Origin of the sequence: Sulfurospirillum diekertiae, assembly GCF_011769985.2 — a bacterium.
Classification (GTDB): Bacteria; Campylobacterota; Campylobacteria; order Campylobacterales; family Sulfurospirillaceae; genus Sulfurospirillum; species Sulfurospirillum diekertiae.
On record NZ_CP039734.2, the window covers coordinates 323,399 to 348,513 of the forward strand.

A 25,115-nucleotide genomic window follows, 5' to 3' on the forward strand; every position below is an offset into this window, starting at 1 on the left:
TATATAAGGGCAAACTTCTTTACATGTAAAGGATTTCCCATCAGCCAGATTATATTTGGACCCATTACGTCAAGGCGTTTTGGACAGTCACTTGGCATCGATCTTAGCCCCTCCATCAAACAATGTAATTTTGATTGCCTCTATTGTGAGCTTAAGGGAGCTAAAACAGTCGATAAGGCGAAAGATGCACCTTCCTTCCTCGAAGTGTTAGATGCACTTAAAACGGCACTCTCTAAGCATCAGAATCTTGATGTCATCACCCTCACTGCCAATGGTGAGCCCACCCTTTACCCTGAACTTGACGCACTGGTGAGTGCAATTCTTAAAATAGAAAATCGCCCAAAACTGCTGATTCTCTCCAATGGTTCTACGATTTATGATGAGGCGATTCAAACAACACTTTCTAAAATTGATATTGTCAAGCTCTCTTTGGATTGTGTCAGCCCGAAATGCTTTAAGAAGCTTGATCGTGCGCACAAAGGAATTGAAATTGAGCAGATTATTGAAGGCATGCAACAGTTTCGAGCACGCTATCAAGGTACTTTAGTCATTGAAATTTTGGTGGTAGAAGGGCTGAATGACACCGAAGAGGAATTTCGTGCTTTAAATGCGGTATTGCATGACATCAATCCGGATCGCATTGATGTAAGTACCATTGACCGACCGCCTGCTTATGAGGTCAAAGGTGTAAGCATCGAGCGTTTAGTCGAGCTTTCAAATCTTTTGGAAGATTTACATGTAAACATTGCGTATAAGAAAAATTATATCTCACAAAAACGTTATTTTAGTGAAGAAGAGATTTACGAACTTCTTAAACGTAGGCCTCAAAGCTTTGAAGATATAGCGCTCTGTTTTGATGAACAAAGCCTTCAAAATCTCAACTATTTAGTTGAAAAAAATGCTTTACATGTAAAAAATATTGCAGGGGTGAATTTTTATAAAGTAACATAGTGGGCAAAATGCCCACTATGCTATTAAGCAAGCGCTAATTGCTGTTTTTTGTATTTGACTCTTTGTCCAAAGTAGATTAAACCATAGAGTGTAAAACCGATTACATACGCAAAATAATAGCTCGGAAGTCCCAATTTTGCTGCCATAAGTTTTGGGAGCATTAAAAATGGAATGACGACAATCAATAAAATTCTCTCAATATTGTTAATCTTGGTTAAGATAAAACTTTGTGTTGCCGATGTAAAGGCAAACATACCAAAGATGGCTCCACCAAAAATAAGCGCTATTTCAAACGGATTGGTAATCCAAATCCATTTCGAAGGATCATTGGGATCATTCGCATCAACACCACCAATTAACAGTAGCTCATTATTAAAGAAGAACATAAACGGCAAGATACCAGTTCTAATGTCATAAATAAAGGCTTGAATTCCTGTAATAATAGGATCACTCTTCGCAACAGCTGCTGCGGCATACGCTGCCATACCAACCGGAGGTGTGTCATCCGCTAAAATACCAAAATAGAAAACGAACATATGTGCGGCAAGGGCAGGAATAAGATATCCATTGCTTCCTGCAAGATCCATGATAATCGGTGCGGTTAAAGCGGCCATAACAATATAGTTCGCGGTGGTTGGAAGTCCCATACCCAAAACCAAAGAGACAAACGCTGTTAAGAAAAGAACACCTAAAATATAGCCATTGGCTAAGTTATCAATTACTTCGGCAAGTACGAGTCCAATACCTGTTAGGGTAACGGAGCCTACAATGATACCCGCAACAGCAGTTGCAATCGCAACCGAAACCATATTTTTGCCACCATTGACCATACCATGTCCAATATCTGCCAGCCCTTCTACAAAGAGCGATAAGGTTACTTTCTCTTGATGGATCAAGGCTTTGAGTGGCTTTTGCACAAGCATGATGATCATCAAAAACATAATGGCGCTAAAAGCGGCACTTTGTGCAGATTGTCTCAGTACCACAAGGGTATAGATTAAGAAGAAAATAGGAATAAGGTAGTGAATTCCGTGAATAAAGATAGGCCAGACACGACCAAGTATATTGGGGTCTTCACCTTTAAGACCATTTTTCTTCGCTTCTAAGTGAACAATGTAAAAAAGAGCAATGTAACACGTAAAGGCAGGAATAAAAGCTGCAAAAACGATGTCAGTATAATCCAGACCCAAAAATTCTGCCATAATAAATGCGGCAGCACCCATAATTGGAGGCATCAGCTGACCATTGACTGAAGCAGCTGTCTCAACAGCGGCAGCTTTGTGAGAACTAAAGCCAAGGCGTTTCATCAATGGAATGGTAAAAGTACCCACGGTGACCGTATTTGCGATGGATGAACCTGAGATCATACCAAACATACCTGAAGCGGCAACGGCAGCTTTGGCAGGACCTCCATCGTAACGTCCCAAAATAGTGTAGGCAAGTTTGATGAAGTATTCACCCGCACCTGCTCGATCCAAAAGTGCGCCAAAAAGAACAAATAAAAAGACAAAACTTGCACTTACCCCCAGTGGTACACCAAAAATACCTTCGGTTGTGAGAACCATTTGTCCGACAATTTTATTAAGACTCGCCCCTTTATGGGCAATCATATCCGGTAAATAAGGGCCAAAGTAGTCATAGGCTAAAAAGACCATTGCCACAACCATCAATGGGAGTCCCATGACTCTTCGTGAGGCTTCAAGAACAACCAAAATGGTTGTAACACCAACGATAATATCGGTTTGTGTCCATGCACCTGAGCGCATAGCAAGGTCTTTATAGGCATACCATTGGTATAAAACAGCAGTAATACCTACAATCATAATACCAAAGTCATACCATGTAATGGTTAACTGAAGTTTAGGGCTTTTAGACATAGCATGCATTGAAAATGCGAGAGCAAGGCCAAAGGCTAAGTGAATAGCTCTCGCATGAGCGCTATTACCTGGTTCAATGACCATATAAAGTTGGAATAAAGACCATGAAAAAGCAATAGCAGCTATAAGCCAGTAATGCCAACTCCCTTTTTCAAAATCTCTATGTCCTTCAAATTCGCTGATGAGTTTTTCGTCATCCAGTCTTTCTTCGAGTGTTTTCACGCATAAACCTTTATGTCAATCTGTAAGACTTCTCTTTCAAAAAGCCTTACATGTAAGAAATTTATTTTATTTAAGTAGTCCAGCCTCTTTAAATGCTCTCATTGCACCTGGATGTTGTGGCACACTTAAGCCTTCGAGCAAGCTTTCTTTGGTAATTGTTTTGTAAGAAGGGTGAAGTTCTTTAAATTTATCGAAGTTGTCAAGAATCGTTTTTACTACTTGGTAAACTACTTCATCTTTAACTTTGCTACTGGTCACAAGAACCGCTTTAACACCAATACTTGGAACATCATTTGGCACACCTTTGTAGTATGTACCTGAGATAGTACCTTTAGCATAATAAGGATATTTTTTAACCAACGCATCAATCGCAGGACCTTCAATAGGAACAATGTTGATGTCCACAGAACTCGCTGCATCTTTAATGTTTGCTGTTGGATGACCTGCTACAAAGAAGTAACCATCAATATGATTGTCTTGGAGCATTGTTGGACCTTCTGTTGACTTGAGTTCATTGACAAGCGCTAAGTCTGAACGTTTAATACCAAGTGCTTCAAAAACAACATCAACCGTCATATTGGTTCCTGAACCTGGAGAGTCTAAATTCAGTCTTTTACCTTTAAGGTCTGCCATCGTCTTAATCCCCGATTTTTGGCTGACAACAAGGGCAAGAAGTTCTGGGTAAATCGCAATGGCACTGCGAAGTTCTGGCACAGCAGCAGCACCTTCAAATTTACCTTCGCCTTTATACGCTTGGTAAGCTGTATCGCTTTGAGCAATACCAAAATCAAGTTCGCCAGCTTTGATGGTATTAACATTATAAACGGAGCCACCGGTAGATTCTACTGAGCAGCGAATATTCGTCTCTTTTTTATTTTTATTGACCATCTGGCAAATAGCACCGCCTGTTGGATAGTATGTTCCAGTAACGCCACCTGTACCAATTGTAATAAACTCCGCTGCAAACAGAGAGATACTTAGCGTTCCCATAAGCGCTAATGTAGTGAGTATTCTATTCATCTTGACTCCTTGAATTGTAGTGTTTCATTTAATGCTACTACGTTTTTTCTTACTGTTACTTGAATAAATCTATAAAAGGGTGGTTTGATTATGTTTTTTTTAAGATTAGTACAACAAATTTTTCTTGAATAATTATTTTTAAATAAGTCTTGACAATAATTTTTTTTTTGACTATAATTTCGACCTCATTCAAAGTGTTCCGAATTAGCTCAGCGGTAGAGTAGGTGACTGTTAATCACTTGGTCGCTGGTTCGAATCCAGCATTCGGAGCCACTCTTTTATCTAACATCCTCCAAAATAGTCTAAAAATCCCTATAAAATCGGCATTCTTTCGCAGATATTCATCTAATACAATACAACACAATTTAACCCAAACTAAGAGTCAAAGTAGTAATATTGGTAGTAATTTTTGATAATTTCTACTTTTCTAAGGAGAATGACTACTATGGCATCAAAACTCCTGAAAGACTTGCAAGTACGTAATGCCAAGCCTTTAGCACAAGATTACAGACTGACAGATGGAGAAGGTTTATATCTTCTCGTGAAACCCAATGGTAGTAAACTTTGGCGTTACAACTACTCTTTTGAGAACAACAAGTATGTCTATTCGATTGGAAAATATCCTGAGATCAGCCTTGAAAGAGCAAGAATTTTACATCAAGATGCAATTAGACTTAAAGCTGATGGCATTAACCCTGTTGATCAAAAGCGAAAAGCGAAACTTGAGAAGAAACTAGCTACGGTTAATACCTTTAAAGCTATTGCAAAAGAATGGCTTGAAAAGAAAAAGAGGGAATTAGCAGAAAAGACTTTTGAGGGTGTTGAGCAGAGGGTTGAAAAGAATCTTTATCCGATTTTGGGTGATATGGATATTCGTGAAATCAAAAAGCAAGACGTTGCAAGTGCTTTAAAAATTGCAGATTTACGTAGTCCTGAAGTAGCTAGTCGTTGTTTAGGCTATGCTAAAAATATTTTTGAGTACGCAGAAGATTTAGGGGTTATTGAGTTTAGCGTTATATCTTCTATGACAGCTGGTAAATTTTTAACCAAATATGAGAATGAAAGATTTGCACACATTACAGACCCGAAAAGATTAAAAGAGCTTTTAATTGCAATTGATTCATATTCTGGTGAATATGTTGTTAGACAGCTTTTGAGATTATTGCCATTAGTTGCTTTACGTCCAACCGAAGCAAGAGCGGCAACATGGAATGAAATCGACTTTGAAAAAAAGATTTGGTCTATCGGAAAAGAGCGTATGAAAATGAGAAAGGATCATATCGTACCCCTTTCATCCCAAACATTAAGAATCTTAGAAGAACTATACCCTTACACAAAAAACAGTAAATATATTTTTCAAAGCCCTCGAAAATCGGATACTCCGTTATCGGATAATTCTATCAACAAGGCCTTGTCAATTTTAGGCTTTAAGGATGAACAAACCGGACACGGTTTTCGCCATATTTTCAGCACAACGTGCCACAGCAACTTAAGGGAGCATCAATTTGATTCTCTTGTTATTGAAGCATGTTTATCGCACAAAGATAAAAATAAAGAACGTGACGTATATAATGGTGCTAAATATATACCCGAGAGAATGCAATTGATGCAATGGTACGCAAATTATTTGGATGATTTGAAAAATAGCAAGAATTGATTGACTTATCCAGTCCATTTGGTGAATTGATGATTTCCCCAAAGTCCTAAAATAGGAATTATCTTATATATTTTGGTTATCTCATTAATCCGAAAAAATTTGTATAAAGAGATAATTTATGATATATCTTATAACTCTTATTTTGATTTGGATAAAATAAACATATAATTTTCTCACAAAGTATTAACACAAGGCATATGTTCAATGACTGTCGTAGAAATAGAAAATAATCTTCATAATCTAGTAGCGAATTTTGACAAAGAAAACTTCATCTTCGAGCTACTCTTAGCATACGGTATTCCAAAATCAACCATCAAACGACTGCAAGGAAGCGATCACGACAAGCTTACATCACATGGTGAACTTGTTATGAGAAAAAAGCTTTTTTTCAAAGTGACAGATAATGAACTACATGCCACGATAGATGAACTTAAATCTTCAAAAGAAGTTCTTAAACACTCATCAAGATTTGTTCTTGTAACAGACTATGAAACACTACTTGCCTATGATGTTAAGACAGAAGATAGCCTCGATATTGAACTCTTAAACATTATCAATCATTACGATTTTTTCTTGCCTCTCGCGGGGATGGAAAAGGCGACCTTTGCCGACGAAAATCCTGCCGATGTAAAAGCATCGCTCAAGATGGCAAAACTCTATGACGAGCTCCAAAAAAACAATGAATTTAAAACCAAAGAAGAGATACACGCACTGAATGTCTTTCTCACAAGGTTACTATTTTGCTACTTTGCTGAAGATACCAACATCTTTCCTGACAATCTCTTCACCTCTTCACTCTCATCGCACACGCAAATAGACGGGAGCGATTTGGATGCTTACTTGCAAAGACTTTTTACCATTTTCAACACGCCAAATACGAAAAGAGAGCCAAACACACCCGCATACCTAAACGCATTTCCTTATGTCAATGGCGGACTTTTTGCTTTACATGTAAAGCTTCCAACTTTCACAACTCGTTCACGCTCCCTCATGCTAGAAATCGGACAGTTAAAATGGTCACAGATAAACCCAGACATCTTCGGAAGTATGATACAAGCAGTCGTAACACCAGAGCATCGTGGTGGAATGGGCATGCACTACACCTCTGTACCCAACATCATGAAAGTCATCGAACCTCTATTTTTAGATGAACTCTATGTCGAATTTGAAAAAAGCTATGAAAGCAAAACTAAACTCAAAGCTTTACGTGTAAGGCTCTCAAAACTCAAAATCTTTGACCCAGCGTGTGGAAGTGGCAACTTTCTCATCATCGCCTATAAGAAACTAAGAGAACTTGAGATGAGTATCTTGCAACGCATAGATAGCCTTAGTCGTGAGCGGAGTTTTGTCTTTAGCGAGATAAAACTAACCCAATTTTACGGCATAGAACTAGACGACTTCGCCCATGAAGTTGCACTTCTTTCCCTTTGGCTAGCAGAGCATCAAATGAACTTAGAGTTTTACAAAGCATTTGGACGAACAAGTCCTAGCTTACCGCTTCAAGATGGAGGCAATATCGTTCACGGTAATGCCACGAGATTGAATTGGGAAGAAGTTTGCCCGAAAAATGGGGGAGATGAGATATATATTTTGGGAAATCCGCCGTATTTGGGTTTTAGAAATTGGGATAATAAACAAAAAGAAGAAATGGAATTGGTTTTTAGTGAACTTGGAAATGTTAAAAGACTGGATTATATAAGCTGTTGGTTTAAAAAAGCTACAGATTTTATTTATAAGATTAATTCAAAATATTCTTTTGTTTCAACAAATTCAATATCACAAGGAGAACAAGTATCTCTAATATGGCCATATATATTTGATAGCGAGCAAGAAATTTCGTTTGCACACCAATCTTTTAAATGGCAAAACAATGCAAAAGATAATGCTGGAGTAACCGTAGTTATCATTGGCATTAGAAATAAATCAGATAATAAAAAATATTTGTATCAAAATATGATAAAAAAGGTGGTATATAACATTAATCCATATTTATTAGAAGGCAGTAATATTTATATAAAACAACGAAATACACCTATCTCAAATTTTCCAGAAATGGCTTTGGGCAGCAGTAGTATAGATGGAGGTTTTTTGATATTAAGTCCAGAGGAAAGATGTGAATTTATTCAAGCGGATAGTAATTCAGAAAAATTTATAAAAAAATATATTGGTGGAAATGATTTCTTGAACGGATTAACAAGATATTGTCTATGGATCGAAGATAGTCAAGTTGAAGAAGCGAATAAAATAACAAAAATAAAAGAAAGAATAGAAAAATGTAAAGATTATAGATTAAGTGCAGGAAGAGATGCAAAAAAAGCAGCCGCAACTCCTCATAGATTTTTTTATAGAAAATATAAAGAAGAAATTTCTATGATTTTACCATTCACAAGTTCTGAAAATCGAGATTATTTGCCTGTCGGTTTTGAAAAAGAAGGTACGATCATTAGTAATGGACTTTTTGTTATTTATGATTCAAGTATATTTATATTTGGTGTACTTAGCTCTAAGCTTCATAATCTATGGACAAAAGTTGTTTCTGGTAAACTTGAGTCAAGAATAAGATACTCCGTAAACTTAGTTTATAACAATTTCCCATTCCCAAATATCTCACAAAAACAAAAAAATGAAATTACCGAGCTTGTATTTGGCGTACTCGATGAGCGAGAAAAACACAGCCAAAAAACCCTAGCCCAGCTCTACGACCCCGACAAAATGCCAGAAGGCTTACGAAAAGCCCACCACGCCTTAGATAAAGCCATAGAACAATGCTATCGCCCCAAACCATTTGAAAGCGATGAAGAAAGACTCGAATACCTCTTTAAAATGTATGAAGAGATGGTGAGCATAGAGAGGAAGAAAAAATGATTACTTCCATAAAATTAAAAAGTGTTGCTAGTTATACGCATGAAAGAACACTCAATACAGATAAAAAAATAAACCTTGTCTATGGACTGAACGGAACGGGAAAAACAACTTTTTCAAATTTTTTAAAAGATAAAAACAATAGTAAATTTAGTGATTGTTCAATCTCTGGTGGAGAAACAGCAAAAATACTTGTATATAATCAGGAGTTTATTGATGAAAATTTTTATGAAAAAGATGATTTAAAAGGTGTCTTTACAATATCAGAGCCAAATGTTATAGCTGAAGAAAATGTAAAAAATGCAAAAGCTGAAATTGAAAAATTAGAAACTCAAGAAAAAGCAAAAAAGACGGAATTGGATGAAATAAATGGAGCTAATGGCAAGAAAAAAAAGAAATTGTCAGAATCCACTGAAAAAATATGGAACATTAAAACAACTTTTAGTGGCGGGGATAGAATCTTAGATTACTGCCTAGAAGGTGTTAAGGGTAGTAAAGATGTACTATTTAATCATATTAAATCATTAGCAAAGCCCTTGATTAAACCTGCAAAAATAACAGATGATTTAAAAAAGGAGATTTCAAAAATTGAAGGTGATGATGCTATCAATTTAGATACTCTCCAGAAAATTGTTTTAAATGGTGTAATTGAAATTGAAAACAACAGTATTTTTGATGAAGTTATTGTAGGAAATAAAAATAGTACAGTTGCAAATTTAATAGGAACATTTCAAAATTCTGATTGGGTGAAACTGGGTCTAGGTTATTTACCGAATGAGATAAACGAAACTGTAAATTGCCCATTTTGTCAACAAAAAACAGTTACAAAGAATTTAGCTGATGAGATAAAAAATTATTTTGATAAAACTTACGAGGATAAGATTGATTTACTAAAAGGATTAAAATCTCAATATCAGACAATAAAAAATACTATGTCAGCTATAGATTCATTTTTAGTTAATGATTATGCAAATGCCGTAAAAATAGAACTTGAAAGCTTACACACAAAATTACTTACAGTTTTATCCAAAAACATAACTACTATCGAAAATAAAATAAAACTTCCAAGCAATAAAGTGACTCTTCAAAGTTCTAGCCAAGCATTGAAAGATTTTAATGAACTCGTAGAAAAAATCAATCAAGAAATTACAGAACACAATCAAAAAATAAAAAATAAAAAAACGGTAAAAGACAGCATTAAAAAAGAGTTTTGGGAAATAATGCGATGGGAATATGATGTATATATTTCAGCTTATGTAAATGATTTGAAAGATTTGGAAAAAGAAGAAGCAAAAATAAATATAGTACTTCAAAAAACCCAAGATGATATAAAAACCCAAAGAGATATTATCAAGGAAAATCAAGACAAAACAATCAATATTGAAAAAGCTATAGAATCAATTAATTATCAATTAGCGTTGCTAGGACTGCATGGTTTTGAGATAAAGCCTTTTGAAGATAAGTTTTACAGAATTGTAAGAGAGAATGAAAGTAAGCCAGAGTTTAAATCGTTAAGTGAAGGCGAAAAAATGATTATAAGTTTTCTTTACTTTGTGGAACTTTGCAAAGGTAAAGAGAATGAAACAGAAGAGATTCAAAATAAAATAATTGTAATAGATGACCCTATATCTAGCTTATCTCATAACTATATTTTTAATATTGCTCAACTAATCAAAAAAGAATTTTTTGAGAGTGCAAATTATTTGCAAACTTTTGTCTTAACACATAGCATGTATTTTTTTCATGAGCTTGTTCATTATTTTCAATACAAAAAAGCAAATGAAATTAAGTTATTTAGAATTATAAGAACAGCAGATAAATCATCGTTGATATTAGCAATGGATAAAAACGAGATACAAAATGATTATCAGGCTTATTGGCAGATTTTAAAAGATCATGAAAGCGGAAATGCTCATGACAATATTTTGGCAAATGCTATGCGAAATATACTTGAGAATTTTTTTGGATTTATTGATAATGAAAAGATGGATAAATCAGTAAGCAAACTTGATTCTATAAAATATGGTGCATTTTTAAGATACATTAATAGAGAGTCTCATTCAGATCAAATAAATATTTCTGATGTAAAAGAGATTGATGTGAGTTTGTTTAAAGAAGCATTTAAAACAATATTTGAAGAATCTGGCAATATTAAACATTATAATAAGATGATGGATGTTGAAAATGATTGATTATGACTTCTCAACATTAAATGATAAAGAGTTTGAAAATTTATCTGTAGATTTAATTTCAAAAGATAGAGATAAAAGATTTGAGCGATTTAAAGCTGGAAAAGATGGTGGAATTGATGGAAGGTTTTATCATGATAATGGTTTACAGGAAATAGTTCAATGTAAGCATTATTTAAAAACTGGTTTTAGTGGATTGATAACTTCATTAAACAAGAAAAATGATAAAGGCATCAATGAGATTGAAAAAGTTAAAAATCTAAATGCATCAAACTATATTTTTGTAACATCGTTACCATTATCTGCTGAAAACAAAAAAACAATCAAAGAGCTTTTTGACCCATACATAAAAAATGACAATGATATTTATGGGCGAGAAGATTTAAATCAAATACTTGGGAATCATCCAGATATTGAAAAAAAATACTATAAACTTTGGCTTAGTAGTACCGTTGTATTGGATAGAATCATTAATAATGCTATTGAAAGTAGAAGCGAGTTTTTACTTGAACATATAAAAGAAAAATCAAAATACTATGCTGTAACTGAAAATCATCAAAAAGCTATAGATAAACTTGAAGAGTCTCATATAATTATTATTGCAGGTGAACCAGGAATCGGTAAGACTACATTAGCGGAACATTTGGCTTTGTGGTACATCGAACAAAATTTTAAATTTTATGATATAGAAAACTCTATCAATGAAGCAGAAAGCATTTTTAAAAAGGATGAAAAGCAACTATTTTATTTTGATGATTTTTTAGGTGCAAACTATCTAAACGCAATAGAAGATAAAAAAGATTCTCATATCGTTAAATTTATGGATAGAATAAAAAAAGATAAAACAAAACGATTTATTCTTACTAGTCGAACAAATATTTTTAATCAAGGCTTGGCACTTAGTGATACTTTTAAAAGTAAAAATATAGAAAATGAAGAGTTCATCATAAAAATTGAATCTTTAAAAGATATTGATAAAGCACATATCCTTTACAATCATATTTGGAATAGTGATTTGAATGAAGAATTTATTGATGAGATTTATGTGAATAAAAGATACAAAGAAATCATCAAGCATAAAAATTTTAACCCTCGTTTGATAGATTTTATTACTGATATTAAAAAGATACAACTAGGGCAAATCGAAGCCAAAAATTATTGGGACTATGTAGTTGATAAGTTGAATAATCCACAAGATGTATGGCAGAAAGCTTTTGATAAAGATAGTGATGAATTTAATCGTATAATAGTCATACTAACTGTTTTTAATGGTAATAGAATAGAGGAAGATAAACTTAGAAATTCTTATAACAGATATGTTGAATTGGCAGGATTAACTAACAATTCTCACACATCAAAAGATTTTGACAGTGTCGTCAAAGAAGTTGTCAAATATTTTTTAAATAGAAATTTTAAATTTTATATTGAAGGACGAGAGTATATACCTTTCATTCATAATAAAGATGAAGCAATACAAATAATTGAATATAATCTTTTTAATCCTTCAATTGCTGATTATATCTTAAATAAATATAAGAATAATCAAAAAGTTTTGATTGATATTTTCAAGTCTCTTCAAACCTTTAAAGCACTAGCAACAATGGTTAGCCTATATTTCAAAGATTATATGAAACATGCATTATATAAAGAGATTTTAGGTTCTATCGACTATAGTGAAAATACAAATATAGACTTTTTAGTTAAATTAATTCATATGATTTATAATGAATTTGAAGAAGGAACATTAACAGAAAATGAAAAATTAAATTTTGAAAATAAGATACATAGTATTATGAAAATAATAAGTATGAAAAAAGAAAATATTGAAAGCAGTAATGTATTGTTATTGATACAAACGATTTCTTATCCTGATTATAAAAAAAATATTGAAATTTCTGTTGATTTGTTTTATAAAATTATTGAATCTATCGATGGCGAATACCAAAGTGATATGAGGGAGTTAATATATTTTATTGAAAACAATCAATCTTTATTAGATTTAAAATCTAAACATCTCCTTGAGATTTTACAAAATAAGTTAGAAAAGTACATAGTATCCAATATTGAATCAGTTTCTTTAAAAGAAAATAGTATCAAAAAAATAGAAAATATAATTAGAGATGATATAAAAAATCAAACTGATGATCTTTTCCAAGAGCTAGTTAGTAATCTTGGACTCAATCATGATAATTTATACTTTGACAAGAAAAGAACTAATGCTTTGAAGGAAAGTTTGCAGAATGCAAGTATTGAGAATATTGTAGATGAGCTTGGTTCTAAACTGTTTAAAGAAAAATTTGAAACTCAAAAATATTCAATGATTGAAGATGGAGAGAAGCGAGATTCTGCAATTGATGCGAATATAGAGAATGATACTAAAATTGATGATTTATTTCAGAGGTAAGATAAAAATGAAAAACACAACTATCGACATCCTTTCAAGTAAAATACACATTATCTGTAGGTTTCAAGTGATGTTATATAGAGGTTTGGCAGAGCTTTTTGGAAGAGATGTAAAAACTATAGGAAAGCATATCGGTAATGTTTTTGATGATGGTGAACTTGAAAAGGTTTCAGTTATTGCAAATTTTGCGACAACTTCGACTGAATTTAAAAGATTTTGGCAAAAAGTGGTTCGCTTTTTCAAAGTTGAGATAGAAGCTTTGGAAATTTTGGGGAGGTTAATATGAACATAAAAGATTTTAAATCAGGTACGCTGAGACAAGAGTATCAATATAAAAGTTTTTTGCCAGAATTTATCAATCATACTTTTACATGGGATGACCCTCAAATCAACACTATGCTTGAAAATGCAACTAGAGCACTTGGGGAACTTAACGCTTTTACGAGGATCGTACCCAATGTAGATATGTTTATACAGATGCATATCACAAAAGAAGCGAATACATCAAGTAAGATAGAGGGCACAAAAACAGAAATGGATGAAGTGCTTATTGCAAAAGAGCAGATCAATCCTGAAAAAAGAGATGACTGGCAAGAGGTACGAAACTATATTGATGCTATGAATAGTGCTATCAAAGAGCTTGAAACTTTACCTATCTCAAATCGTCTTATCAAAAACATTCATGCAATTTTGCTCAATAGCGTAAGAGGTGAAGCAAAACAACCGGGTGAATTTAGAAGATCTCAAAACTGGATAGGCGGTGCTAGTTTGGCAACAGCTTATTATATTCCCCCTCATCACAATGAAGTTGGGGAACTCATGAGTGATTTGGAGAAATTTTTGCACAACGAAGAGATATTTGTGCCACATCTTATAAAAATAGCAATTGCTCACTATCAGTTTGAGACGATCCACCCATTTTTGGATGGAAATGGGCGTATTGGCAGATTACTCATAACACTGTATTTAGTGAGTAAAGGATTACTTAGAAAACCATCTTTGTATCTCTCTGATTTTATCGAAAAAAATAAATCAGCTTACTATGAAGCACTGACAAAAGTAAGAACAGATAATGATTTGATTCATTGGATAAAGTTTTTTCTTGAAGCAGTGATTGTGACTGCCAATAATGGCGTACAAACGTTTCAAAATATTCTGACTCTCAAACAAGAGATGGATGCACTTATAGTAGGATTTGGTAAAAAGGCACACAACGCGAGCAAGTTAATAGAATTTTTATATCAAAGACCTATTATCTCAATTAGTGAAATCATAGAGCCTTTGGAGATTAGCAAACCTACGGCAAATACTTTAGTCAAAGAGTTTGAGGCCAAGGGTATTTTAAAAGAAATTACAGGGTATGAGAGAAACAAACTATTTGTATTTGATAGGTATTTGACAATATATAGTAAAAATTAAAGTCATAAATTTTACTAAGAGAATTTTATAGTTAAAGTTAGGATCCTAAATTTTACTAAGAGAATTTTATAGTTAAAGTTCAAGCCAATTTTTTGAATTAGAGAGGGATGAATGACAAATATCATAGATGTAACTTATGGGCAAACAGGTGAGAGCAAAAAAACAAATAATTTTGGCATGAGAGATATGCAAGCCAAAGCTTATGAAGCTCGAAACGAGCAGTACCTCCTCCTTAAAGCTCCCCCTGCATCTGGAAAATCAAGAGCTTTGATGTTCATCGCGTTAGACAAACTTTACCATCAAAATATTGCCAAAGTCATTGTTGCTGTACCTGAGCGATCTATCGGCGGTTCTTTTGAAAAGACTGATTTAAAATCAAACGGTTTTTTTGCTTCATGGGAACCAAACCCTCTGTATAATCTTTGTACTCCCGGAGGAGAAAAGAGTAAAGTAGAAGCATTTAAAAAGTTTATGAGTAGTGATGAAAAAATTCTGATTTGCACCCATGCAACACTTAGGTTTGCTTTTAAAGAGCTAGATGATGCAAAATTTGATAATTGTGTACTAGCGATTGATGAGTTTCACCATGTCTCAGCTGATGGAGAAAACCAGTTAGGAGAACTTATTCGCTCTGTTATGCAAAATTCTAAAGCACATATTGTTGCTATGACAGGTTCGTATTTCAGAGGCGATAGCGTACCGGTTCTGATGCCCGAAGATGAAAGCCAATTTTCAAAAGTGACTTATAACTACTATGAACAATTAAATGGTTATGAATATTTAAAATCATTGGGTATTGGGTATCACTTTTATCAAGGGCGTTATACAAGTGCTATACACGAAATTTTAGATACCAATAAAAAAACAATTTTACACATTCCAAATGTCAATTCTGGTGAATCTACAAAAGATAAACACAAAGAGGTAGATACTATTTTAGATACTATCGGAACAGTGGAGCAGATTACCGAGGAGGGGATTATCATCGTTAAACGAAAAGATGATGGTAAGCTTCTTAAGGTAGCTGATTTAGTCAATGATGAACCAAAAGCAAGAGAGAAAGTCGTAACATACCTACGCAACATCAAAAATGTTGATGATATGGATTTGATTATAGCCCTTGGTATGGCAAAAGAGGGTTTTGATTGGCCTTATTGCGAGCATGCTTTGACTGTTGGTTATAGAAGTTCTTTAACAGAGATCATTCAAATCATTGGAAGAGCAACAAGAGATAGCAATAATAAAGCTCATGCACAGTTTACAAATCTTATAGCCCAGCCTGATGCGCAGGACTCTGAAGTAAAACTTAGCGTCAATAATATGCTCAAAGCCATTACAGCATCATTATTGATGGAACAAGTTTTAGCACCAAATTTTAAATTTAAACCACGATTTGATGGCGATGATGAACCTAATCAGAAAGGTGAACTCAAAATTAGAGGTTTTAAAAAACCAACAAGCAAAAGAGTGGAAGACATCATCGAATCAGATTTGAATGATTTAAAAGCTGCTATCTTGCAAGATGAAGTGATGATAAAAGCCATTCCGGGAAATCTTGATGCAGAAGTGATCAATCGAGTTTTGATCCCCAAAATTATCAAGGTTAAATATCCTGATTTGAATGATAATGAAGTGGAAGAGCTAAGGCAGCATGTCGTTGTTGATAGTGTCGTTAAAAATGGGCATATCATAGAAAGCGGTGATAAAAAATTTATAAAAATGGCAGACAAATTTGTCAATATAGATGAACTTAATATTGATTTGATAGATCAGATCAATCCATTTCAAAGGGCTTTTGAAATCTTATCAAAATCAGTGACGACGCATGTGCTAAAATTGATTCAAGAGAGCATTGAGGCAACAAGAATAGAAATGACACCGGAAGAAGCTGTCATACTTTATAAAAAAATTCCTGTATTTAAAAGCGAGCATGGAAGAATGCCTGATTTGAACAGCAGAGATTTTACAGAAAAAAGAATGGCAGAAGCACTCATTTACCTCAATAAGCTTCGACGTGAGAAAGTCAATGGTTGAATTTTCATTAGATGATATTTTAGCCAATGACCCACTAGGGCTTTTGAATGAGCCGAAAGCCATAACAAAAGCTTTAAATGAGGATGATAGGCTGATATCAAGTTTTGAAGAGATTAGCACTTTTGTTGAACAAAATGGACATGAGCCTCAAAAATCGGCTAATATTCAGGAGCGTACTTTGTATTCGAGATTGCAAGGCATACGTGAAAACCCTGAAAAGATAAAGGCTCTTAAGCCTTATGACCGATTGAATATCCTGCAAGAGATTGAGATTAATTCCATTGATGATATTATAAATAACGATGCGTTTGGATTGCTTGGCGATGCAAATGAGAATGATATATTTACTTTGAAGCATATTCCAAAAGAACGTGAGCAGACAGATTTCGTTGCACAAAGAAAACCATGTAAAAAATTTGATAAATATGAGCCTCTTTTTAAAGAAGTACATCAAGATCTAAAAAAAGGCACAAGGAAATTATCTAAATTTAATGAAAAGTTTTTTGAAGAAGGTAGTTTTTTTATTTTAAAAGGGGTATTGGCTTATTTAGAAAAAATTGATGATCCCAAAAAAGATAAATTTAATAAGCTAGATTCCAGAACAAGAATTATCTTTGAAAATGGAACTGAGTCAAATATGCTTTTGAGATCTTTTGGAAAGGGTTTGTATGAGGATGGATATTTCGTAAGTCTACAAGATGATAGAGTGCTAGATAAATTATCTCAAATTTCAGAAGAAGATAATAAAACGGGTTATATTTATATTTTGGAATCTTTAAGTTCAGATACCAAAATTGCATCTATCAAAAACTTATACAAAGTGGGTTATTCAACAACTGAAGTTACAGAAAGAATTAAAAATGCCGTTAATGAGCCGACATATTTGATGGCTCCCGTTAAAATTGTCAGTGTTTATGAGACCTATAACATGAACACGCAAAAATTTGAACAACTTATTCATAAATTTTTTGGCAAAGTATGTCTAAATATTGATATTTTTGGAGATGCTAGTAAACGATATACTCCAAGAGAGTGGTTTGTGGTGTCGCTCGATATTATTGAAAAAGCAATAGAACTTATTATTAGTGGTGAAATCATACACTACAGGTATGATGAAAAATCAGACAAACTAATTATGATTTAAAGACCATAATGTTTTAGAAAATTTAATATACTCAACAAATATTATTTTGTAGTTTTCTTCATTTGAGGTATCAAATCCCTAACTTCCAACCCAAACTCTTGAGCGATTTTGTAAAGGTGCTCAAGGTTATAACTGACATCATGTTTACGGGTTTCTATCTTTGCTGTCAAGCGAAGCGCAGAACTGGTCAGTTTATAGTGTAAAAAAGTTGCGAATTGAAACTTAAACCACCTCTTGATTTTGACCTTCTATGTTTGAAGATTTAGCTTCAAACTTATAGATTTCTGAGTGTAAAACTCCTGTTTGTTTCTTCTCTTTAAGTCGGTAGCTATCTCCTTGAATATTGATGATATGTGAGTGATGTAACACTCGATCTAATATAGCGGTTGTAACGATTTTATCTCCTGCAAAGACTTGAACCCATTTACTAAATACAAGATTTGAAGTAAAAATGGTAGAGCTTTTTTCATAGCGTTTAGAAATAATTTGAAAAAAGTGATTGGCTTCTTCTTTGCTCATATTGAAATATCCAATCTCATCAATGACAAGTACCGATGGAGAGGCGATAGATTTCAAGAAGCTATCATATTTTTTCTCTTTTTTGGCTCTATTTGCATTACTTAAAAGCTCACTTATGGTGGTAAATCTTACTTTATAGCGATGTTGCACCGCTTTGAGTGCTAGCGCAATAGCAAGATGTGTTTTACCCACACCACTTTCACCTAAGAGGATGATGTTCTCATACTTTTTAACAAATATTAGGCTTGAGAGTTCTTCAATCTGTTTACGGTTCACGCCAACGGAGAAAGTGTAATCAAACTGCTCTAATGTCTTAATAACTGGGAATCCTGCGAGTTTGGTCAACATATTTTTAGACCTAGTCTATTATCTACTTCCACTCGTAATACCTCCTCCAAGAACTGTGTATATTGCCAATTCTCTTTAGCTGCCATACTGGCAATATCATGATATTTTTCGCCTATGATAGAGAGCTTGAGTTCTTTACATAACTCATCGATAGAGGTATCTAACTCCATAATGCACCACCATAAAATCCAACAGGAAGGATGATGTTTGCAACCATGGGTATAAACTCATCGTAACATTGAATGTCTCTATTGGGGATATATAATTTTTCCAAGTCTTTGTGAGAATTGATTGGGGAATATTTTTAGCTACACTTTCAATCAAAGCTTTAGGGTGGATTCCTTGATAGGCTTTAGGCACAGGAAGTAGCTGTAACTGCTCCTGTGCTAACAACTCAAATGGCATCTGTAATGTCGTTTGGTGGATGCGTTTATTGGCGGTATTGTCCAACCATTTTAGAACTTCCGCATTTGCATTATCAAGCGTTAATGTGTAATGTTTCATAGAGAGTCTCACTCGTAATCCATTATGAAAGTTATACCGCAGATAATGGTTAAATCTCTCAACTTTTCCTTTGGTTTTAGCGCGATAGGGTTTGCATACTTTGATACTAAATCCACAGTGTTTGGCAAAGTCAGCAAACAAGGGATTGAATCTATGATCACCTTTACCATAGTCATTTCGTGACAATATGACAGTTTTCATATTGTCATATAAACACTCTTTTGGAACACCACCAAAGTAGGCAAAAGCGTTCATATGGCACCCTATCAAGGTCTCAATCTTCTCATTATTAACGTATTCCACATAAGATGCTCTAGAGTAACCCATCGTCGCTACAAAGGCGGATAAATTATCCTTGGGAAACTCTACCCAGTCAACTTGCATCTGCTGGGCTGGTTTGGTTTCAAAGCGTATAATAGGCTCATCTAATTTGGCTCGAGCTCTAAGCTCATATCTTAGTATGACTTGTTGAAGCCACCTTAGACTTCCATCATATCCAAGCTTCTTAATCTCTTCATAAATGACGGTTAAGGGTATTTCACTTTTCTGCTGCTCTGCCGTCTCTAACATCTTGGCGATATGTGGCAAATAAGGATCAACACTGTTAATCACAGGAGGTCTATTGATATGGGGAATATAATCATCTGGAAGATTGGCATAGCGCCTTACAGTTTCTCTTGAAATACCTAACTTTCTAGCAATGGCACTTTTACTAAACCCTTCAGCTAAAAACTTCTTTATCATTTTAATTTCACCTTTTTTTAACATTCAACTCCTTTCCAAAAAATTGAAAATGGAGTTTAACCAATTTAACTTGGTTCTTTAAGGTTTTAAATCAAAATGCAACTCTCAAATTACATTTTCTACTGACCAGTTTAGCAGTTCGTTTGACATTTACTCGACTTGGAGAAAAATAGCTCTGTTTTTCCTTGGAGATACGAACGTATTACCGGAGCTCAGAAGTACTGCACCTATCATGGCGGTGAACTCTTTGTTTCGAATGCCTTAACACAATTTAAACCTATTACGATGGATGAATATCTTTTTATGCGTTTAGAGACTATGAATCCAACAACGATCAATGTTTTTATGAATCAAGAGACCTTTACATGTAAAAACAAAACTACTCCAGCACAGAGCTTTATATTGATTCATACCGATAAACAACTGGAATACAAAAAAGGGGAATAAGACATTTCCCTTTGGTGATTTAGAACAATTTGTTCTATAATTTCTAAAGCATAAAACAAAAACATGGAAGGATTAACGATGACATGGTTTAATATCATATTTGGCACATTATCTCTTATTGTAGCTGCTCTAGCGATTGCTAAACTTCGTTATGAGTCTGGCTATTCCACATACAGCCCATATTATAAAGGCAATCAACACGCTACGAAATAACTCAAAAGAAGAAGTATGGTAAATCTCTGCTAAAGCTTCTTTTGAAAAAATTCCTCCTAAAATAAAAATATTTCAACGATTTGCTAGTCATCTTTAGTTTGTACCTTTGTTATCACTCCAAAGTGTTTGGTACATCACTATTCACTATCGTTCATATATAAGCCATTTTTGTAACAAAAAATAGAATTTTTCAGATTATTTTTTCTACCTCTATAAGAGGTATAGGCTATTTTCGTAACAAAACTTTTTTTATCATAACATACTATATATATGCCATTTTTGTAACAAAATATTCATAGAAGATTTCAAGCATTGCAGTTAATTTTTTCAGAGGGGATTTTAAAGCCTTTATACAGCACTATTCACTGTCGTTCATAATATAGGGGTTTTATTCCCAAAAATGATTTTAGATGCTACCTCTTTAGAGGATATGTGCATTTTATTCCCAAATAGTAAAACATCCCTACGTAACTATATATAATATAGGCATTTTATTCCCAAAAATAAAATTCTTTAACAAATAAAATATTTTACACCTATAATCATTTACTCAATACTAAAAATTTTTACTATATATTGTTCGTTTAGTTAGTTTATATATTTACGTTAAATAGTATATATAAAAAGTAAATATTTGAGATATTTTTTAGTATAATAACCAAAAGAGGTAAAAGGCTAAAAATGGCTCATGCAATAGGTTATATTCGTGTCAGTACAGACAAGCAAGATTTCCAGAATCAACACCATGCTATTCTTGCGTATGTTAATCAAAAAGGCTTAGGCACAGTTTCATTTGTTGAAGTAAAAATGAGCAGCAAAAAGAGTGAAGAAGATCGAAAGATCGATGAACTATTATCAACCCTACAACCACATGATCATTTAATCGTCTCAGAGTTAAGTAGGATTGGTCGTAGCGTGGTCAATGTCGTCACGATTGTGAATCAGCTTATTGCAAAGAAAGTCAATATTCATATCATCAAAGAACATCTTATGATCGAACCGGATACCCAAAACCCATTTACCGACTTTCAAATCAATATCTTCTCCTCTTTTGCCCAACTAGAGAGAGATTTGATTAGCCAACGTACCAAAGAGGCATTGCAAGCTCGAAAAGCCAAAGGAATCAAACTGGGTAAGCCAAAAGGTACGATTCAAGAGAGTATCTACGATAAAGATCAATCCAAAATCAAAGAGCTTTATGACTTAGGCGTCAGTCTCACGAATATTTCAAAAAAACATTTGGGATATGGCACTATCAAGAGCTTGAGCGAATATGTTAAAAATAAGCTAAATAAAAAGGAGAACCATGCGTAATGATAAAGTCTTAACGGTTATGTCCGATGAATTTAGAGCCTCTTATGATTTTTATGAAGAATATGATGATATGGTTATTCACAAAATATCCAGACAAATTTTCAAACTCAATTTTGTTCACGGTATGGCACAACTTGTTCCCGTATCCAATGATGCTGCTATCACCAAAATAGAGTCTAGTATGCAATCGTTTGTTGACATGCTCAAGAAGCAAGGATTTTAGAGCAGAAGAAAAAATCGTTAAAATATGATCATATACTATGACTGAAAAACTCCTCGATGAGCTTTAATAACCATCGGACTCATAGTCCTTTCAAGCAAAATTAGGACAGTATCTGTTTGTTCAATTAATAGTTGACATTCACTTTCTGTAAAATCACTATCAATAAGTTCTGTAATATCTTGTTTAATTTTTTCTGTAAATGCTGGTTGATTTTTCCAAGAAAATGTTTTGAAATTCTGGATAGTCTCAATAATAAATTGTTTTGCATTTTGGATAGTAGTGTTAGGTTGATTTTTGGCAACTGATATTATTTGAAAAACATAATATAAAAAAAGAAATGGTCGCTGCCTTACATGACTACCTAAGGAAAAAGCATCTAATAGTTTGACAAAAGTACCTTCTTTAATAATACCTTTTACTCTTTTGAGAAGGGCTTCTATTAGAATTTCACGTAATTTTTGTGCTAATTCATCTTGAGAAAACAATGAAGATAAATCATTTAAAAGATAACCAGTTTCAATGGAAACCTGAGGAGTGGCAGATAATAAGTGAGGTTCTTGACCAAAAAAAAGAAAAGTTGGATTTGCGTTAAGCGTTTCACAATACTTTTTAATTACTGATGAAGATGGGGAAATGGACTGAGATTCGTATTTTGCCAATGTCGCTTGTTGAATTTCTAATTTTTCAAAAGCTTCTTTTTGTGAAATTCCAAGTTTATCTCTAAATTCTTTAAAAAACATATGGTAATTCCTTTAAATATGTTTTATGCAACATAATAAGTTAATTGTAACATATTTTAAGCAATATATAAAATTCAAGTTGTATAATATGTCATATATAACATATTATGTATGATTATGGAGTGCAATCACTGTGATGATGAAAAAATACTTTTGGTTAAAATTAAAAAATGATTTTTTTGATCGAGAAGAAATCAAGCTTATTGAAGCCATGCCAAATGGAAAAGACTACATAATTTTTTATATGAAACTTCTTTTAAAAAGTATAGAAAATAATGGAGAACTCTTTTTTAGAAATACTATACCATATAGTGCAGAGATGCTTGCAAATGTGACAAATACAAATATCGATACTGTCAAAGTATCTGTTGACATATTTTTGAAATTTGAATTGATGGAAAAATGGGATGATGGCACACTATTCATGGTAGAAACTCAAAATATGATAGGCAGTGAATCAAAGTGGGCTAGTTATAAGAGGATAGAGCGACAGAAAAAAACAGAAATTGGACATTGTCAAAAAATGTCAAAAAAAAATCCAATAGAGCTAGATATAGAATTAGAGAAAAATATAGAATCCTCTCTCTCCTTCTTCCCTGCAAATGAAATAGAGAGGATAGATTTTAAATCTTTCAAAAAAAAGTTACTCAATTCTTTTCCTAGTTATGAATTTAAATTAAAACAATTAGATGGTGAAAATTTTCTTTGTACTCATCAGGGCTTTTGTTTAAAAAATGGTTATATCTATAATCTTCAAACAAAGAGGCTTTGTGATTCAACTGAGAGTTTTAAAATTTGGGAATATTTATATAGCGTTAGAAGTGCTGTTTTTGAACAAGCATTTATTCAAAATAATCAAAAGAGTGTTTTATGAAAAATCAAATGGAAAAAGAATTTTTTCGCCCAAAAGAAGCAGCACAGTTTCTTTGTATTGGATTGTCAACTCTATGGCTCCATATAAAAAATAATAAAATCAAAACCTTGAAACCATCTCCAAAAACCACTATAATTAGCCGAGAAGAGTTATTGTCTTTTCTAAACAGTCATGTTTTGTAGTAGTAATTATAGTAGTAATTTAGAAGGAAGTAGTTTTATCAAATCCCTTAAATAAAGGGTTCTTATAGTGTTGTTTAAATCCAGCATTCGGAGCCACTCTTTTTATAAATCCCTTCAAAAAAATCATCAAAAATAAATTTTCAAGTCCTTGGATACATTATAATCAATCTAACAATCTTTTGTACTTTTTGGTTAAATTGGTACATCAATAGCTTAACATACAGTATACTATTGCCATTATTTAAGTAGAAATTTTTTAACTAAAAATTAATCATTAGTAAAAATATTAAATTACTTGACATTAAATACCATTTGCGTTACACTTCCATAAATTAATAACCATTATACAGTTCAAGGAGAAAAAATGGCATTGAAACAATGGAAATCCAAATTATCCATTTTGGTTATAGTACTGTTCATTTTTACGGCAAATGCATTTGCAGAGAATAAACATTTAATTATTGGTATATCACCAGGCCCTTACGGTGATCTTTTTAAACAAGCGATTGCACCTAGTCTTGCACAAAAAGGGTATACCATAGAGATTAAAGAATTCAGTGATTATGTACAACCCAATCTTGCCCTTGCCAATAAATCAATTGATGCGAATCTCTTTCAACACCCCATGTATTTGAAAAAGTTTGCAGCGGACAAAGGTCTTAAACTCTCCGCACTGATCAGCGTTCCAACGGCAGGCGTTGGTATTTACTCTAAAAAATATAAATCGATTGCGGAAATTAAAGAGGGCTCTTCCCTTACCCTTGCCAATGACCCCACAAATCTAGCAAGAGCACTTCGTTATTTACAATCAGTAGGCCTTATTAAAATTAAACCAGAGATTGATGCAACGAAAGCTTCAGAGAAAGACATTGTGGAAAATCCAAAAAAACTTAAAATTCATCCGCTTGAGGCAGCTCAAATTCCTCGCACACTGGACAGTGTAGACATTGCTGTTGCTTCTGGAAATTATGCGATTTCTTCAGGTATTTATCCAACTGCGATTGATCGAGAAATTATTCCTGAAGACTATATCAACATCATTGCGGTCAGAACCGATGATTTAGATGCACAATATGTGAAAGATATCAAAGAAGTGGTTGAATCAGAGGCCTTTGCAAATATTATGAGTGATCCTGCTAAAATCTTCAAAGATTTTCAAAAACCTGCGTGGTTAAAAGCAAAAACAAAATAGAGTGTGAAGTACGGTATGTTTGTTGCATACCGTATG

Annotated in this window: 20 protein-coding genes, 1 tRNA gene and 2 pseudogenes; 18 read left to right on the plus strand and 5 right to left on the minus strand. The window is 33.4% G+C overall.

Annotated elements, in window-relative coordinates; all coding sequences use genetic code 11:
• Positions 1 to 39: 39 nt before the first annotated feature.
• Entirely contained in the window at positions 40 to 951 is a 912-nt protein-coding gene (locus tag FA584_RS01760; RefSeq protein WP_167750675.1) for a radical SAM protein, read from the plus strand.
• Positions 952 to 974: 23 nt separating this feature from the next.
• Here FA584_RS01760 and FA584_RS01765 read toward each other — a convergent pair whose 3' ends face one another.
• Positions 975 to 3,050 (minus strand): TRAP transporter permease, encoded by a 2,076-nt coding sequence (locus FA584_RS01765; RefSeq protein WP_167750075.1) that lies wholly within the window; start codon positions 3,048 to 3,050, stop codon positions 975 to 977.
• A 66-nt stretch (positions 3,051 to 3,116) separates the two neighbouring features.
• Positions 3,117 to 4,070 carry a TAXI family TRAP transporter solute-binding subunit gene (locus FA584_RS01770; RefSeq protein WP_167750076.1) on the minus strand — a complete coding sequence of 318 codons (954 nt, stop codon included), beginning with the start codon at positions 4,068 to 4,070 and terminating at the stop codon, positions 3,117 to 3,119.
• 198 nt (positions 4,071 to 4,268) lie between these two features.
• On the opposite strand from FA584_RS01770, the gene FA584_RS01775 reads away from it, so the two are divergent.
• The 10 genes and pseudogenes from FA584_RS01775 to FA584_RS01815 all read left to right on the plus strand — a co-directional run bounded on the left by FA584_RS01775 (position 4,269) and on the right by FA584_RS01815 (position 17,779).
• Positions 4,269 to 4,343, plus strand: a tRNA-Asn gene (locus FA584_RS01775).
• 172 nt (positions 4,344 to 4,515) lie between these two features.
• Positions 4,516 to 5,727 (plus strand): tyrosine-type recombinase/integrase, encoded by a 1,212-nt coding sequence (locus FA584_RS01780; RefSeq protein WP_167750077.1) that lies wholly within the window; start codon positions 4,516 to 4,518, stop codon positions 5,725 to 5,727.
• Positions 5,728 to 5,931: 204 nt separating this feature from the next.
• A pseudogene (locus FA584_RS14840) lies at positions 5,932 to 6,342 on the plus strand (type IIL restriction-modification enzyme MmeI); the annotation flags it as partial.
• Positions 6,343 to 6,372: 30 nt separating this feature from the next.
• Positions 6,373 to 8,592, plus strand: coding sequence for a class I SAM-dependent DNA methyltransferase (locus FA584_RS01785; RefSeq protein ID WP_228448579.1), 2,220 nt, complete (start codon positions 6,373 to 6,375; stop codon positions 8,590 to 8,592).
• Positions 8,589 to 10,781, plus strand: coding sequence for an AAA family ATPase (locus FA584_RS01790; protein ID WP_167750079.1), 2,193 nt, complete (start codon positions 8,589 to 8,591; stop codon positions 10,779 to 10,781). The genes FA584_RS01785 and FA584_RS01790 overlap by 4 nt, the downstream gene beginning before the upstream one ends.
• Positions 10,774 to 13,182, plus strand: a complete 2,409-nt coding sequence (locus FA584_RS01795; RefSeq protein ID WP_167750080.1) for an nSTAND3 domain-containing NTPase — start codon at positions 10,774 to 10,776, stop codon at positions 13,180 to 13,182. The genes FA584_RS01790 and FA584_RS01795 overlap by 8 nt, the downstream gene beginning before the upstream one ends.
• Before the next feature lie 7 nt (positions 13,183 to 13,189).
• Complete coding sequence (locus tag FA584_RS01800) at positions 13,190 to 13,468, plus strand: virulence RhuM family protein (RefSeq protein ID WP_191342073.1); 279 nt, start codon at positions 13,190 to 13,192, stop codon at positions 13,466 to 13,468.
• Entirely contained in the window at positions 13,465 to 14,601 is a 1,137-nt protein-coding gene (locus FA584_RS01805) for a Fic family protein (RefSeq protein WP_167750081.1), read from the plus strand. The genes FA584_RS01800 and FA584_RS01805 overlap by 4 nt, the downstream gene beginning before the upstream one ends.
• A gap of 111 nt (positions 14,602 to 14,712) precedes the next feature.
• Positions 14,713 to 16,635: a DEAD/DEAH box helicase gene (locus FA584_RS01810; protein WP_167750082.1), complete on the plus strand. Its 1,923-nt coding sequence runs from the start codon at positions 14,713 to 14,715 to the stop codon at positions 16,633 to 16,635.
• Positions 16,628 to 17,779 carry a GIY-YIG nuclease family protein gene (locus FA584_RS01815; protein ID WP_167750083.1) on the plus strand — a complete coding sequence of 384 codons (1,152 nt, stop codon included), beginning with the start codon at positions 16,628 to 16,630 and terminating at the stop codon, positions 17,777 to 17,779. Before FA584_RS01810 ends, FA584_RS01815 begins: the two co-directional genes overlap by 8 nt.
• A 222-nt stretch (positions 17,780 to 18,001) precedes the next feature.
• On the opposite strand, the pseudogene istB reads toward FA584_RS01815, so the two are convergent.
• Together istB and istA are read right to left on the minus strand one after the other, a co-directional pair.
• Positions 18,002 to 18,816: pseudogene (gene istB, locus FA584_RS01820) on the minus strand (IS21-like element helper ATPase IstB).
• Entirely contained in the window at positions 18,791 to 19,918 is a 1,128-nt protein-coding gene (gene istA / locus FA584_RS01825) for an IS21 family transposase (RefSeq protein ID WP_167750084.1), read from the minus strand. The pseudogene istB and the gene istA overlap by 26 nt, the downstream one beginning before the upstream one ends.
• A 135-nt stretch (positions 19,919 to 20,053) precedes the next feature.
• On the opposite strand from istA, the gene FA584_RS01830 reads away from it, so the two are divergent.
• From FA584_RS01830 to FA584_RS01840, 4 genes are all read left to right on the plus strand, one after another.
• Positions 20,054 to 20,341, plus strand: coding sequence for a hypothetical protein (locus FA584_RS01830; protein ID WP_167750085.1), 288 nt, complete (start codon positions 20,054 to 20,056; stop codon positions 20,339 to 20,341).
• Positions 20,342 to 20,419: 78 nt separating this feature from the next.
• On the plus strand, positions 20,420 to 20,554 hold the full coding sequence (locus FA584_RS14665; RefSeq protein WP_256431217.1) for a hypothetical protein: 135 nt from the start codon (positions 20,420 to 20,422) through the stop codon (positions 20,552 to 20,554).
• A gap of 681 nt (positions 20,555 to 21,235) precedes the next feature.
• Positions 21,236 to 21,868 (plus strand): recombinase family protein, encoded by a 633-nt coding sequence (locus FA584_RS01835; RefSeq protein WP_167750086.1) that lies wholly within the window; start codon positions 21,236 to 21,238, stop codon positions 21,866 to 21,868.
• Entirely contained in the window at positions 21,861 to 22,091 is a 231-nt protein-coding gene (locus FA584_RS01840; protein ID WP_096045731.1) for a hypothetical protein, read from the plus strand. Before FA584_RS01835 ends, FA584_RS01840 begins: the two co-directional genes overlap by 8 nt.
• Before the next feature lie 35 nt (positions 22,092 to 22,126).
• On the opposite strand, the gene FA584_RS01845 is transcribed toward FA584_RS01840, so the two are convergent.
• Positions 22,127 to 22,831: a helix-turn-helix domain-containing protein gene (locus FA584_RS01845; RefSeq protein WP_096045732.1), complete on the minus strand. Its 705-nt coding sequence runs from the start codon at positions 22,829 to 22,831 to the stop codon at positions 22,127 to 22,129.
• A gap of 136 nt (positions 22,832 to 22,967) precedes the next feature.
• Here FA584_RS01845 and FA584_RS01850 point away from each other — a divergent pair, with 136 nt between their 5' ends.
• The 3 genes from FA584_RS01850 to FA584_RS01860 all read left to right on the plus strand — a co-directional run bounded on the left by FA584_RS01850 (position 22,968) and on the right by FA584_RS01860 (position 25,079).
• Positions 22,968 to 23,705 (plus strand): phage replisome organizer N-terminal domain-containing protein, encoded by a 738-nt coding sequence (locus FA584_RS01850; RefSeq protein ID WP_228448191.1) that lies wholly within the window; start codon positions 22,968 to 22,970, stop codon positions 23,703 to 23,705.
• A complete protein-coding gene (locus FA584_RS01855) occupies positions 23,702 to 23,887 on the plus strand; it encodes a hypothetical protein (RefSeq protein WP_096045733.1) in 186 nt (61 codons plus the stop codon). Before FA584_RS01850 ends, FA584_RS01855 begins: the two co-directional genes overlap by 4 nt.
• A gap of 364 nt (positions 23,888 to 24,251) precedes the next feature.
• Positions 24,252 to 25,079: a MetQ/NlpA family ABC transporter substrate-binding protein gene (locus tag FA584_RS01860; protein ID WP_167750087.1), complete on the plus strand. Its 828-nt coding sequence runs from the start codon at positions 24,252 to 24,254 to the stop codon at positions 25,077 to 25,079.
• The last annotated feature ends 36 nt before the right edge of the window (positions 25,080 to 25,115 follow it).

Excerpts from the sequence above, each read along its gene's own strand:
- FA584_RS01770 (WP_167750076.1), bottom strand. The coding sequence starts at position 4,070 with ATGAATAGAATACTCACTACATTAGCGCTTATGGGAACGCTAAGTATC.
- FA584_RS01780 (WP_167750077.1), top strand. The coding sequence starts at position 4,516 with ATGGCATCAAAACTCCTGAAAGACTTGCAAGTACGTAATGCCAAGCCT.
- FA584_RS01785 (WP_228448579.1), top strand. The coding sequence starts at position 6,373 with ATGGCAAAACTCTATGACGAGCTCCAAAAAAACAATGAATTTAAAACC.
- FA584_RS01790 (WP_167750079.1), top strand. The coding sequence starts at position 8,589 with ATGATTACTTCCATAAAATTAAAAAGTGTTGCTAGTTATACGCATGAA.
- FA584_RS01795 (WP_167750080.1), top strand. The coding sequence starts at position 10,774 with ATGATTGATTATGACTTCTCAACATTAAATGATAAAGAGTTTGAAAAT.
- FA584_RS01800 (WP_191342073.1), top strand. The coding sequence starts at position 13,190 with ATGAAAAACACAACTATCGACATCCTTTCAAGTAAAATACACATTATC.
- FA584_RS01805 (WP_167750081.1), top strand. The coding sequence starts at position 13,465 with ATGAACATAAAAGATTTTAAATCAGGTACGCTGAGACAAGAGTATCAA.
- FA584_RS01810 (WP_167750082.1), top strand. The coding sequence starts at position 14,713 with ATGACAAATATCATAGATGTAACTTATGGGCAAACAGGTGAGAGCAAA.
- FA584_RS01815 (WP_167750083.1), top strand. The coding sequence starts at position 16,628 with ATGGTTGAATTTTCATTAGATGATATTTTAGCCAATGACCCACTAGGG.
- istA (WP_167750084.1), bottom strand. The coding sequence starts at position 19,918 with ATGTTAAAAAAAGGTGAAATTAAAATGATAAAGAAGTTTTTAGCTGAA.
- FA584_RS14665 (WP_256431217.1), top strand. The coding sequence starts at position 20,420 with ATGACATGGTTTAATATCATATTTGGCACATTATCTCTTATTGTAGCT.
- FA584_RS01835 (WP_167750086.1), top strand. The coding sequence starts at position 21,236 with ATGGCTCATGCAATAGGTTATATTCGTGTCAGTACAGACAAGCAAGAT.
- FA584_RS01840 (WP_096045731.1), top strand. The coding sequence starts at position 21,861 with ATGCGTAATGATAAAGTCTTAACGGTTATGTCCGATGAATTTAGAGCC.
- FA584_RS01845 (WP_096045732.1), bottom strand. The coding sequence starts at position 22,831 with ATGTTTTTTAAAGAATTTAGAGATAAACTTGGAATTTCACAAAAAGAA.
- FA584_RS01850 (WP_228448191.1), top strand. The coding sequence starts at position 22,968 with ATGATGAAAAAATACTTTTGGTTAAAATTAAAAAATGATTTTTTTGAT.
- FA584_RS01855 (WP_096045733.1), top strand. The coding sequence starts at position 23,702 with ATGAAAAATCAAATGGAAAAAGAATTTTTTCGCCCAAAAGAAGCAGCA.
- FA584_RS01860 (WP_167750087.1), top strand. The coding sequence starts at position 24,252 with ATGGCATTGAAACAATGGAAATCCAAATTATCCATTTTGGTTATAGTA.